The sequence below is a fragment of the Halosimplex yunnanense genome (assembly GCF_054504345.1).
In genome coordinates, this window is sequence record NZ_JBTJEL010000033.1 from 59,056 (window position 1) to 71,447 (window position 12,392).

Below are 12,392 nucleotides of genomic sequence, written 5' to 3' on the forward strand. Positions count from 1 at the left end.
GTTCCGGGAGTCTGTTTTTCCCGTCTCTGCGGCGTTTTTCGGTCCGTATCTTTATACTCGAGAGCGGGACCAGCCAGGCGCGTGTCCAGAGTGGCGTGGCTCGCCGCGGCCTGCCTGCTCGTCGGGGGAGTCGCCGGCCCGGCGGTCGGGGCGATGACGAACTCCGGCGACTCGAAAGTCGCGTCGGTGAGCAGTCAGACTGATACCGTCCAGCCGCCCGAATCCCGTGTCGCGGCTGTCTATCCGAACCCGGTCGCCGACGGGGACCGTGGCGAGTTCGTCGTGCTCGCGGTCGAAAACGGGACCGACCTCAGTCAGTACGAACTCGCGGATACCGACGGCTCGCTCTCGCTTCCGAACGAGACGGTCGGCGGTCGGGTCGCGGTCACGACGGCTCCCGCAGCGGTTCGAAACCTCACGGACCGACGGGTCGTCGGCGCGAACGGGTCCATCGCACTCGCCAACGGCGGCGACCGACTCGAGTTGAAGCGCGGCAACGAGACGGTCGGGAGTGCGCGGTACCGCGACGCACCGGAGGGAGAGATCGGTCGCTTCGACGACCGCGGTGCCGTTACGTGGCAGCCGCTCGGGCGGACGAACCGGTCGATCGTCACCGCGACCGGAGGCGAGGCCCGAGCGTTCACGCTGCCGGACGCTCCCGAAGTCCCGCTGGAAGTCGTCCGCAGTGCCGACCGCCGAATCCTGCTCGCGGGGTACACCTTCACCTCCGAGCGGGTCGCGCGAGCACTCGAACGCGCCGCCGACCGCGGGGTCGACGTACACGTTCTTCTCGACGGCCAGCCGGTCGACGGCATCAGCGAGAAACAAGCGCGGGTGCTCGATTCGCTCGCGGAAGCCGGCGTCACGGTCGAACTCCTCGGCGGTCCCCACGGCCGATACGCCTTCCATCACCCGAAGTACGCCGTCGCCGACGACAGGGCGGTCGTGCTGACCGAAAACTGGAAACCGGCGGGGGTCGGCGGTCGCGCGAGCAGAGGCTGGGGCGCCGTCGTCTCACAGCCACGGATCGTCGACGGGCTCGCCGAGACGTTCGGCGCCGACGCGGAGTGGCAGGGTTCTCGCCCGTGGTCGGAGGTCCGACGCGGCCGCTCGTTCACGGCCGGCGGTGTCGCGAACGGGTCCTATCCACGCCAGCGGTCCCCCGAGACGGTCCCCGTCGAACGGACGCGACTCCTCGTCGCACCCGACAACGCAGGCGCTGCGGTCACGGCGGCGCTCGACGACGCCGAAGAGTCCATCGACGTGATCCAGATGTCGATCGACGGGCCCGACCAGCGATTCCTCCGCGCGACGTTCCGTGCGGCTCGCCGCGGTGTCGACGTCCGAATCCTGCTCAGTAGCGCCTGGTACGTCGAGGAGGAGAACCGCCGGCTCGTCGAACAGTTGCGCGAGACAGCCGACCGCGAGGACCTGCCGCTCTCGGCGAAACTGGCCGATCCCGGCGGCGACTACGAGAAGATCCACGCGAAGGGCATCGTGATCGACGGCGATCAGGTGCTCCTGGGGAGCCTGAACTGGAACGGCGAGTCGATCCGGCAGAACCGCGAGGTCGTCCTCTCGCTGGAGGGTGAAGCGGTTGGCGCGTACTATCGGGAGGCCTTCGAAGCCGACTGGGGCAGCGAGGAGCGGTCGCTCCCGCTCGGCGTCCTCGCCGGCGTCGCCGGGTGTCTGCTGCTGGCAGTGCTCGTCGCCCGGCGCATCGACTTCGGTCCCGACGTGGGCGTGGGACCGGGTCGATGACCTGCGGCTCTCGATCGTAGGTGTACGAATCGGGAGAACCGAACGAACAGTGCGGTGACGCGGTCGCCGTCAGTCCTCGGCGAACGCGGCCGAGCTACCGAGCGCTTCGTCGATCTCGGCGTCGGCCATCTTCTCGACGAGCGCGTCGATGACCGGCTCCCGCATGCCGCGGACGAACTTGATGGAGCCGACGACGAGGTGGCCGCCGCCGCTGACGCCGCCGCCGTCAACCTCGTCTTTGAGCTCCTCGACCATGGTGGGGATGTCCAGACGGACGCCGTCAGAACGGAGCACGGCGAAGTCCGGCCCGTAGCCGATGGTGATGACGGGGTCGCCGGTCTCGGCCACTTTCGAGTCGTGGATCTTGCCCGTCGTCTTGCCCGGCGCGGGGTAGGTGAACCGGTGGGCGTGGTTCTCGACGTCGATCCGATAGAGGTGGGCGTCGTTGTCGAGGCGTTCGTGGTCGACGTGGGGCATCGCGGCGTCGAGCTGGCGGTCGACGTCGCGCTCGGCGCGCGTCGCGAGGAACTCGACGAGTTCGCGGTGACGTTCGTCGTCGTCGCAGTCGACGTTGAGCGCGTCGGTGATGAGCTGGCCGCCGTCGTCGTAGCGCAGCCAGAAAGTGGCGTAGTCGAGCGCTTCCCCGACGTCCCGCAGTTCGGACTCGTCGTAGCCCTCCTCGCGAGCGAGTTCGAGGTAGTCGTCCATCGCCGACGCCTCCGAGCGGTCCGAAAGGCCCGCGACCGCGGGGACGTGGCGCAGGTCGTCGGTGATCGACGGGTCGATCATCCGCGCGAGTTCGACGCACATCATCCCCGTCGTGATGCGGTAGTCCTCGTCGTGGAGGTACGGGTTGACGTGTTCATCGAGGAGGTCCTCGACGGCGTCGGGGTCGGGATGGTGGTGGTCGACGACGACGATGGGAACGTCGTAGTGGGCGAGGTTGCGGTAGGCGGGCGTGTCCTCCTCGGTCGACCCGTTGTCGAGCATGAGCAGGAGCGGGAGGCGCTGGCCGTGTCGCTGGCGGTCCTCCAGCGCGAAGTTCAGGTCGCGGGTCACGTCCTCCATCTCGTAATAGGGCGCCTTGCTCGGCAGGCGCTTGAGGAGGTGCTGGGCGGCGTCGGGGTCCTCGTAGGTGTCCTCGATGAACCGCTCCATCGCGACCTGCATCGGAACGCTCGCGCAGATGCCGTCGCCGTCGGCGTGGTGGCGCATCCGGATGGGGCGACCCTCGAGGATTTCGCGGCGGAGTCGCCGCGCGACAGATTGCAGGTCGTCGCGGAGTTTCTCGAAGGCGTCCCACTCCACGAGCGGGTCCGGGTCGTGGGGCGCGGCGAGGTCGTCGAGTTTATTATCCTGCTCTTCGCGGACGGCCGCGGCGTCGTCGCCGTCGAGGACCTGCAGGTCGTCGATCTCGACCTGAACCGCGCCCTCGCGCGTCTCGACGTAGCCGTCGATGCTGACGACGTCGTCGAGTTCGACGTCCTCGTAGGCGCGGACGCCCGCGTCCTCGAAGGCGGTGCAGGGCGCGATGCCGGTCGCGTCGCGCACCTGAAACACAGTCGGGCCGCCGGTCTGTTTGATCTGGACGACGACGCCCTCGACGGTGACGGACTCGCCGACGACGTCGCCGAGGTCGGCGACCGCGTGGCTGTCGCGGGAGATGGACTCGACCTCGTAGTCGTCGAGCGTGACTTCGTTGAACGCGATGTCGCCGTTCTCGCGGACCTCTTCGAGCTGGACGACGAGCTGGTCGCCGACCTCGTAGGTGCCGACGAGGTTCGAGGCGTGGACGAGGCCGGACACCTCGTCGGTGACGTCGACGAAGACGCCGTAGTCGACGACGCCGTTCACTTCGGCGAGGTAGAGGTCGCCTTCCGAGACGTACTCGAAGTCGCAGTTCGGGTCGAGGTCGTAGACGGTGGTCCCGCCGTCGGGGACCGCGACGCCGGAATCCCCGGCGTCAGATACAGGAGTCATTTGTACTCGATAGCGCTCCGACCGCAGTTTAACCTTCGGAAAGCGTTCCGCCACCGCGTTTTTCAAGACGGGGAGTCCTCGCGCCCGTCTGCCGCTGCGGGGATCCTACCGACAAAACCAGTGTCTCACTGCGTGCAGTCCCGGGAGCTGCGCCCCTCCACCGCGGAGTTGATTCCAGGACAATGGGAAGTAATTCACCTGATCAGTAGAGTGTGCGCGTTGAACAGCCAAGTCAGAAGACTCCGGTGATGAAACCAACACCCATGACGATAAGGACGGCTGCGGAAAACGCCGGGAGATATGGCGTGTACTGGTCGACTCTCTCCTCGAAGTGCTGGTAGCCTGCAATCAAAAGCATCGTCAGCCCGGCGATACCCACGATGACGGCGAGGGCGTACGCACTCATCAGTTCGAGGCAGTGGGTTGACCCTGCGCAGAGCGCAATAATCTCGAACTCCTCTTCGTGGGCGAACCCGAGCACGAACGCAAACCACGCGATCCCGAGGAGGCCACGGTCAGCGTCCTCTTCGGGGACATCGTGTGAGTGAGAGTGCCCACCGACGAAGGGAACGAAGTCCTTCAAACGGGTGAGCAGTCCAGCGTTGTGGTCGTGTGAATGGCTGCGGCCAGGGTCGTTCGAATGGCCCTGCTCGTGAGAATGGCCTGAATGCTCGTCCAAATCGTGATGATGGTCGTGGCTGTGACGGTCGGAGTGGCTATCATCACCACGACTGCCGTGAGAATGTCCGTGGAAGTATTCACGAATCCCAAGCGTGATGAGGAGGACACCGGCGACAATACTGACTGGCCCGCCGATTTGGGTACCACCGAGTATCGTCATCGGCTCGTTGACCTGCGTGAGGTTGAAGTAGTCTTTTGCGTAGAAGAACACGCCCACCATCGCGATACTGCTGATGAGGTGGCCGACGCCGATGATGAGACTCGCCGCGAACCCGTATATCCACTTGTTTGTCTGGTCAATGGCATACGAGGCGGCAACGGGCCACCCATGACCCGGTTCGATGCCGTGAACGGCACCGAGACCGATCGCACCGACGAAAAGGCCGAGGGCTTCACCGTGTAACATCCTGAGCAAGAATCTGCTACCGAGGTGAATAACGGTTGTTAATACCGAAATGGGCGGATCATCATACGAGACCCTCTTGTAGAACCCTGACGAGTCAGTAGCTATGCGAACGAGTTTCAATATTCCGGACGAAGTCGTAGAGGAGTTCGACCGAGTCTGGCAAGAACAGGGTCTCGAGAACAGGTCGCGAGCGGCCCGAGAAGCGATGCTGGAGTACATCGAGTCTCACTCCCGGCTCGAAGCGACAAGCGGAGAAATCGTCGCGCTCCTCGCGTTCGATTATCGACACCACGAGGTGATACAGGAACTCCACGCGGTTCAACACGGGTATCAAGACGTGATCCTCAACACGAGTCATACGCATCAGGGGGAGTGGTGTCTCGAATCACTGTTTTGTCGGGGGCCAGCAGAGAAGGTCCGCGACCTCACCTACCGACTCCGCGATTTTGACGGTGTAAACCGGGTCAAGGTGATGGTCATCCGGGACGGTGACGAATGACGAGCTGCCAGAAACCTCCGAGACAGACAATTCCTCTGTATTTTACCTGTACTGAGTATCCAGCGCCGACGGCGCCGGTTCACGCGATCGCCGTCGGCGCATGCGCTTTTTCACCCCTGTTTTTGCCGGAGTGGTGCCCGCAGCGGCGCTTCGCGCCGCGAGGAAATCCCGTCCGGAAAAAGATGGTTTGGAAAGCCTTGTTACGCGGGCTACCCCAAGCAGGCACATGGGACTGTTCCGCTCGGGCGAGGTGGTCGGCATCGCCGAGGCGGCACTGGAGTTCGCGCTGGAGGCCTCGGAGGACGCCCACCCGGACGAGTACATGGGCTTTCTGCGCGGCGAGGACGCACGCAAGTTCGACCTCGACTACGAGGGGACCGTCCTCACGGACGTGCTCGTCATCCCCGGGACCGAATCGAACCCCGTCAGCGCGACCGTGAAGACCAGCATGATCCCCAACGACTCGCGGGCGGCGGGGTCGATCCACTCCCACCCCAACGGCGTGCTCCGTCCAAGCGACGAGGACCTCCAGACCTTCGGCAAGGGGAAGGTCCACATCATCATCGGCGCGCCCTACGGGAAGACCGACTGGCAGGCGTTCGACCGCGAGGGCAACCCCGTCGACCTACCGGTGCTGGACGTCGAACTTCCCGAAGACGAGTTCTTCGACTTCACGCAGGAAGACATCGACGCGGAACTCGCCGAGGAGAGCGGCTACGGCTCTGACCCGACGGACTTCCGGTCCGAACCCGACGACGAGGAGTGGGGCCAGCGATGACGGAGGGGCGAACCGGCACCGAAGACGACCGGGCGGGGAGTGCGGCGTCCACGGACATCGTCGTCGCCCAGGGGACCTTCGACATCCTACACCCAGGGCATGTCCACTACCTCCGGGACGCGAAGGCGATGGGCGACCGACTCGTCGTCATCGTCGCGCGCTCGGAGAACGTGACCCACAAGGCGCCGCCGGTGGTCCCGGGTCCCCAGCGCCGGGAGATGGTCGCCGGCCTCGACCCGGTGGACGAGGCGCGTCTGGGTCACCCCGAGGACATCTTCGTCCCCATAGAGGAACTCGACCCGAGCGTCATCGCGCTGGGCTACGACCAGCACCACGACGCCGACGGCATCCGCGCGGCGCTCGAAGACCGCGGCATCGACTGCGAGGTTCGTCGGGCGACCGCCTACGAACCCGACTACGACGGCGGCCTGCTCTCGTCGGGACAGATCGTCGACCGGATCCTCGCCGAGCGCGGGGACTCGGACCCGTGTCAGTGACGGTTCCAGCGTAGTCGCGGGTCCAAGTGATCGCGAATTCGCCGCTCAGCCGGCGTCCGGGCGGTGTTCCGCGTCGCGATCTGCTGTCAGAACACCAACCTTTAAACCACATCGGCACGCCTCGGGAGGGTATGGAACGGGTCACGGTGGAAGACGTGCCGTCGCGGTCGTATCGGGGATTGGAACTGTTTATGCTCATCCCGCCGGCGCTGATAGCGTTGTTCGCACTGGGATCGGTCGTCATGTTCGTGTTCGGGTTCGGCGGCGGATCCGGGGGAGCGACCGGCACAGCGGGGACGACGGCGCCCGCAACCGGCGCGAGCGACGGCGCGATCACGGCGATGGCCGGTGGTATCGTCGTGCTGTGGATACTCGGGGTGATCTTCGGTCTCGCGTCGGCGGTCGCCATCCCGCTGTTCCTCTACTTCGATTCCGGGAAAATCGCCTCGCAGGACCTCGACTGGGAGCCGAGCCAGGGGCTGTACGCGCTCGGCGGGTTCTTCCTCAGCGGGCTGGTCGTCTGGCACTACCTCTACAAGCGCCACCAGTACGTCATCGACTGGGTCGGCTCCCAGGCGTGGTGGTACCTCGCGCTCATCGGCGTCGCCGTCGGTATCCTGAGTCTCGTCGGGGCCGCCATCGGACCGGGACTCGTGTTCCTCGGTTTCGTCGGGCTCCCGATGTTCGCGATCGGCGTGTACAAAGACGCCACGTACGTCCGCCTCAACAGCGACTGGCACCCCAACCCGGTGAATCACTTCCTCGCCGCCTTCTTCACGGGGCTGTTCGGGGTCCTGGCGCTCCCCTACTTCGGCTACTACGCCTACAAACGACACGCGCACGTCGGGCTCCTCTGAGCGTCCCCCCGTTGGCGGGGTTGGTCTCATCGCCCCTGCTGAGCGGACAGCAGTAACGGTCGACGACGAACGCTACTTCTGTGAGGCGCGGAAAAGCGGCGAAACCGGACGAATCCGGAGTTACAGCAGGTCGTGTTCGGCGAGGCGCTCGACGCCCTCGCGGAGGCGGTCCTCGCTGTTGGCGTAGGCGAGTCGAACCCACCCGGGCGTGCCGAAGGCGCTGCCCGGCACGGTCGCGACGTGGGCGGTCTCGATGGCTTCCTCGGCCCAGGCCACGTCGTCGTCGGCGACGGGGAGCATGAGGTAGAACGCGCCCTCGGGCGTCGGAACCTCCTTGCCGTGCTCGGCGAACAGGTCGACGAGCATGTCGCGGCGGTCCTCGAAGGCCGAGCGCATCTCCTCGACGGCCTCGTCGGTGTTCTCCAGCGCCTCGACGCCGGCGTGCTGGACGAAGTTGACGGCGCAAGTCACCGAGTGACCGTGGATCTTGCCGGACTGGTCGATCAGGTCCTCGGGGGCGGCGTAGTAGCCGAGCCGCCAGCCGGTCATCGCGTAGGCCTTCGAGAAGCCGTTGAGGGTGATGGTGCGGTCTTCCATGCCCTCCAGCGTGCCGATGCTCGTCGGCTCGACGCCGTCGTAGGTGATCTCCTTGTAGATCTCGTCAGAGATGACGGTGATGTCGTGCTCGACGGCGATGTCGCGGACGCCCTCTAAGGCCTCGTCGGAGTAGACGGCGCCGTGGGGGTTGCCCGGCGAGTTGACGACGAGGATCTCCGTGTCGTCGGAGACCGCCTCGGCGAGGTCGTCCAGCGCGGGTTCGAGCTGAAAGTCGTACTGCGCGGTGTCGACGCGGGTGAGGCTCCCGTCCGAGAGCTTCACCATCGCCTCGTAGGAGACCCACGCCGGGTCGATCAGGGCGACCTCGTCGCCGTCGTCGATGAGGGTCTGGAAGACCTCGAACAGCCCCTGCTTGCCGCCGGGCGTGACGACGATGTTCTCGGTCCCGTACTGGTCGAGGCCGTCGCCGTGAAGCTTGTCGACGACGGCCGATTTCAGTTCGGGGATGCCGTTCGAGGGGGTGTAGCCGGTGTGGCCGGCGTCCATCGCCTCTTTGGCGGCCTGTTTGACGTTCTCGGGCGTGTCGAAGTCGACGATGTCACCGACGGAGAGGTCGACGACGTCGACGCCCTCGGCCTCCAGTTCGGAGGCCTTGTTGCTGATCGCGACGGTCGCGCTCGGTTCGATCCGGTCGACGCGTGCTGCGAAGTCCATGAGTGTATCGTGAGTGTGTGTTCAGGGCAGTTCTTCGACGAGGTCGACTGCGCTGTGGACGACGGTCGCCCCGTAGTCCGTGCGCGCCTTCGCCTCGGCCGTGCTCATCCCGGGACCGATGATCCCGAAGGTGACCGGAATGTCCCGGTCGAGGCTCACGTCGGTGAGCCCCTGCGCGGCGGCGTCAGCGATGACCTCGTCGTGGTCGGTGTCGCCCTCGACGATGGCCCCGAGGACGGCGACGGCGTCGACGTCCTCGCGGCGGGCCAGCCTGTCCGCGGCCAGCGGCGTGTCGTAGGAGCCGGGCACCTCGACGGTGGCGACGACGTCGGCGTCGCGCTCGGCCGCCGCGTCGCGCGCAGCGGCCTCCATCCCGTCGATGACCGTCCCCTCCTTGTCGAATTGGGCGACCACCAGACCGAGCTGTACCATGTGCGAGGCGAAGCCAGCGCGGGTAAAAGAACTACCGAACCAGCCCCGGGCCACCACTGCACCGGGAAACCGAACCACCCCGTCCGCGACGGCGGCACCGCGTCGCTTTCGGAGGATCAAACAGTTGTTTTTCCAACCAGTATGTCTCTTGTCGCCCCGCCTGTAGCCGGGAGCGATGACATCCTCGGGCGTGCGGAAGCGACTGCGAGCCGCTTCGGAGCGGCTCCGCGACCGATCCGACCGCAACCGCTTCGACCGCGTCACGCTCGCCGTTCTGGCAGTCGTCGTCGCCGGATTCGCGGCCCGACTGTACCGGCTGGGCGCCCGCAGCGCCCACTTCGACGAGGGCCGCGTCGCCTACTGGACCGTCGACTACGCCGCGACCGGGCAGTTCCGCTATCGGCCGATGATCCACGGCCCTTTCCTCCAGCACGTCAACGCGGTGGTCTTCGACCTCCTCGGCCCGACCGACTTCGCGATGCGCGTCGTCGTCGCCGTCGCCACCGCGCTGTTCCCGCTCGCCGCACTGCTCCTGCGCGAGCGACTGGACGACGTCGAGGTGGTCGCGCTCGCCGCCCTGTGGGCGTTCACGCCCGTCGTCCTCTACTACTCGCGGTTCATGCGGGGCGACCCGCTGGTCGCGGCGTTCGCAGTCGCCGCGTTCGCACTGTTCGTCCGGACCGTCGACACCGGCCGTCGACGGTACCTCTACGCCGGTGTCGGGTTCGTCGCCCTCGGATTCACCGTCAAGGAGAACGCCGCGCTGTACCTGCTCTGCTGGGCGGGCGGTGCCGTCCTCCTCCTCGACCACCGACTGTTCCGCGCGGCCGACCGGGGGGAAGACTGGACGACCGTCACCCGCGAACACGTCCGCCGTGTCGCTGGGACGGCCTGGCGCCACGCCGACGCGCTCCTGCTGAGTGCGGTCGGATTCCTCGCTATCGTGGTCTTCTTCTACGCGCCGCGGGGCCAGACATCCGTTGGACCGTCGCTGGGCGCGGCGCTGAGCGACCCGACCCTGCTCCCCGAGCTCGTCCGCACGGCGACGGTCGGGGCCGCCGAGTCGCTGTGGGGAATCTGGGTCGGCGGTTCCCACCAGCGCCATCCGTATCTCCCGTATCTCGCGGATTACCTCTCGACGCTACGCCACGGCGGGCTGGCGGTCTGCGCCCTCGCGGTCGTCGGCTTCGTCGCCGACCGGTACCGGCCCGACGGGCCGTCGGATCTCGTCTCGCTCGCGTTCTACTGGGGCGCCGTCTCGGTGCTGGGCTACCCGCTCGTGACTGACATCAAGGCTCCCTGGGCAGCGATCCACGCGGTCGTCCCGCTGGCGATTCCCGCCGCGGTCGGCCTCGGCCTGTTCGTCCGCTGGGGGCGAGAAGCGTTCGCGGAGGGCGACCGAGTAAGTGCGGGACTGGCTATACTCGTCGTTTGCCTCGTCACCGCGCACGTGGCCACCGCCGCGCTCGGCGGCGTCTACCTGACCGACCACGGCGAGGACAACCAGTTCGTGCAGTACGCCCAGCCGGACGGCCTCCAGTCGACGATGCGCCGACTCGATTCCGCCGCGTCCGCCCACGACGGGACGGACGTGGTGCTGTACGGCGACTACTTCGTCACGGCACCGGGCGCGACCGGACCCCGCCGTCCCGCCTGCGCATCGTGGCAGAACGTCCTCCCGCTCCCGTGGTACTTCGAGCGGGCGAACGCGACGGTGACATGTGCCGATTCGACCGACGAGCTCGAACAGTCTGTCCAGCGAGCGCGGCCGCCGCTCGTCGTCGCCCGCGGAGGCGATACCTCGTCGGCCTCGGAGGCGCTGGCGGATTACCAGTCGCAGACGCACTTGCTCCGGGCCTGGGACACCCGTGTGCGTTTTTTCGTCCGCGGGGACGTGGCGAACGGAACTGCGCCCCGACTCCCGTCGCGGTGACCCGAGAGGGATACGCTTATTCCGGCCGGTGGGTAAGCCGGCGACAATGACACTCTCCTCGCCCGCACCGACCCTCGGCGTCGTCGGCGGCGGCCAGCTCGGCCGGATGCTCGCCGAGGCCGCCTCGCCGCTCGGCGTCGAAGTCGTCGTCAGCGACCCGACGCCGGACGCCCCTGCCGCGCCGGTCGCCCGCGACCAGATCGTCGGCGACTTCGACGACCGCGAGGCCGTCCGCGAACTCGCCGAGCGCGCCGACGTCCTCACCTTCGAGATCGAACTCGCCGACCCCGACATGCTCGAAGCGGTCGCCGAGGAGACCGACACGCCGGTCCACCCCCATCCCGAAACGCTGCGGATCATCGAGGACAAACTCGTCCAGAAGCGCCGCCTCGCCGAGGCGGGCGTCCCCGTCCCCGAGTTCCGCGAGGTGAACTCCGCCGAGGAACTGCGCGAGGCGCTCGACGAACTGGGGTACCCTGCGATGCTCAAGGCGCGCAAGGGCGGGTACGACGGCCGGGGGAACCTTCCCGTCGAGTCGCCCGAAGACGTCGAGGAGGCGTTCGCCGAGATCGTCGACGCCGCGCAGGGCGGCAGCCAGGACGACCCGTCTGGCGTCGCGATGGTCGAGGAGATGGTCGACTTCGAGCGCGAACTGGCCGTGATGGGCTGTCTCGGGAGCGCGGAGCACGGCGAGGGCGATGCGCCCGAACGGGACACGTTCCCCGTCACCGAGACGATCCACCGCGAGGAGATCCTCCGCGAAACCCGTTCGCCCGCCGAGGCCGACGAGTCCGTCCGCGAGCGCGCACGCGAGGTCGCACTCGACGTGCTCGACGTGATGGAGGGCCGCGGCGTCTACGGGATCGAGCTATTCGAGGCCCCCGACGGCGAGATCCTCCTCAACGAGATCGCACCCCGGCCGCACAACTCCGGCCACTGGACCATCGAGGGGTGTCACACCTCGCAGTTCGAGCAGCACGTCCGCGCCGTGACGGGCCGGCCACTCGGCGACACCGACCGCCGCGCGCCGACGGTGTCCGCGAACATCCTCGGGGACGTGGACGAGCGCCAAGACGCCGTGCTCTCGGGCGAGGACGCGGTCTTCGACCGGCCGCGCGCGCATCTCCACTGGTACGGCAAGCGCGAGGTGTACCCCCTGCGGAAGATGGGCCACGTGGCGCTCGTGGGAAAACAGGGCGAGCGGACCGACCGGCTCCTGGCCGCCGTGCGCGAACTGCGCGACGAACTGACGTTCCGGTAGTCTCGAACCGTACACGCTTACAGGCCCGCCGCGCG

At 67.1% G+C, this 12,392-nt stretch carries 11 protein-coding genes; 7 read left to right on the top strand and 4 right to left on the bottom strand.

Features of this window, described 5'->3' with window-relative positions; all coding sequences use genetic code 11:
* Positions 1–153 precede the first annotated feature (153 nt).
* Positions 154–1,761 (top strand): phospholipase D-like domain-containing protein, encoded by a 1,608-nt coding sequence (locus AB2U09_RS09025; RefSeq protein ID WP_459192820.1) that lies wholly within the window; start codon positions 154–156, stop codon positions 1,759–1,761.
* Between the two features lie 69 nt (positions 1,762–1,830).
* On the opposite strand, the gene han is transcribed toward AB2U09_RS09025, so the two are convergent.
* Both han and AB2U09_RS09035 read right to left on the bottom strand, forming a co-directional pair.
* Positions 1,831–3,741: a Hef-associated nuclease gene (gene han, locus AB2U09_RS09030; RefSeq protein WP_459192385.1), complete on the bottom strand. Its 1,911-nt coding sequence runs from the start codon at positions 3,739–3,741 to the stop codon at positions 1,831–1,833.
* 232 nt (positions 3,742–3,973) lie between these two features.
* Entirely contained in the window at positions 3,974–4,828 is an 855-nt protein-coding gene (locus tag AB2U09_RS09035; protein WP_459192386.1) for a HoxN/HupN/NixA family nickel/cobalt transporter, read from the bottom strand.
* Between the two features lie 103 nt (positions 4,829–4,931).
* On the opposite strand from AB2U09_RS09035, the gene AB2U09_RS09040 reads away from it, so the two are divergent.
* From AB2U09_RS09040 to AB2U09_RS09055, 4 genes are all read left to right on the top strand, one after another.
* A complete protein-coding gene (locus AB2U09_RS09040) occupies positions 4,932–5,327 on the top strand; it encodes a CopG family ribbon-helix-helix protein (protein ID WP_459192387.1) in 396 nt (131 codons plus the stop codon).
* A 226-nt stretch (positions 5,328–5,553) separates the two neighbouring features.
* Entirely contained in the window at positions 5,554–6,105 is a 552-nt protein-coding gene (locus tag AB2U09_RS09045) for a JAB/MPN domain protein-containing protein (protein WP_459192388.1), read from the top strand.
* Complete coding sequence (locus tag AB2U09_RS09050; RefSeq protein ID WP_459192389.1) at positions 6,102–6,602, top strand: FAD synthase family protein; 501 nt, start codon at positions 6,102–6,104, stop codon at positions 6,600–6,602. The genes AB2U09_RS09045 and AB2U09_RS09050 overlap by 4 nt, the downstream gene beginning before the upstream one ends.
* 131 nt (positions 6,603–6,733) lie before the next feature.
* A complete protein-coding gene (locus tag AB2U09_RS09055; protein ID WP_459192390.1) occupies positions 6,734–7,459 on the top strand; it encodes a hypothetical protein in 726 nt (241 codons plus the stop codon).
* Positions 7,460–7,579: 120 nt separating this feature from the next.
* On the opposite strand, the gene AB2U09_RS09060 is transcribed toward AB2U09_RS09055, so the two are convergent.
* Both AB2U09_RS09060 and ribH read right to left on the bottom strand, forming a co-directional pair.
* Positions 7,580–8,731: a pyridoxal phosphate-dependent aminotransferase gene (locus AB2U09_RS09060; RefSeq protein WP_459192391.1), complete on the bottom strand. Its 1,152-nt coding sequence runs from the start codon at positions 8,729–8,731 to the stop codon at positions 7,580–7,582.
* A 21-nt stretch (positions 8,732–8,752) separates the two neighbouring features.
* On the bottom strand, positions 8,753–9,163 hold the full coding sequence (gene ribH / locus AB2U09_RS09065) for a 6,7-dimethyl-8-ribityllumazine synthase (protein WP_459192392.1): 411 nt from the start codon (positions 9,161–9,163) through the stop codon (positions 8,753–8,755).
* Positions 9,164–9,338: 175 nt separating this feature from the next.
* Here ribH and AB2U09_RS09070 point away from each other — a divergent pair, with 175 nt between their 5' ends.
* Together AB2U09_RS09070 and AB2U09_RS09075 are read left to right on the top strand one after the other, a co-directional pair.
* Positions 9,339–11,096, top strand: a complete 1,758-nt coding sequence (locus AB2U09_RS09070; protein WP_459192393.1) for a flippase activity-associated protein Agl23 — start codon at positions 9,339–9,341, stop codon at positions 11,094–11,096.
* A 46-nt stretch (positions 11,097–11,142) separates the two neighbouring features.
* A complete protein-coding gene (locus AB2U09_RS09075) occupies positions 11,143–12,357 on the top strand; it encodes a 5-(carboxyamino)imidazole ribonucleotide synthase (RefSeq protein ID WP_459192394.1) in 1,215 nt (404 codons plus the stop codon).
* Positions 12,358–12,392: the final 35 nt, after the last annotated feature.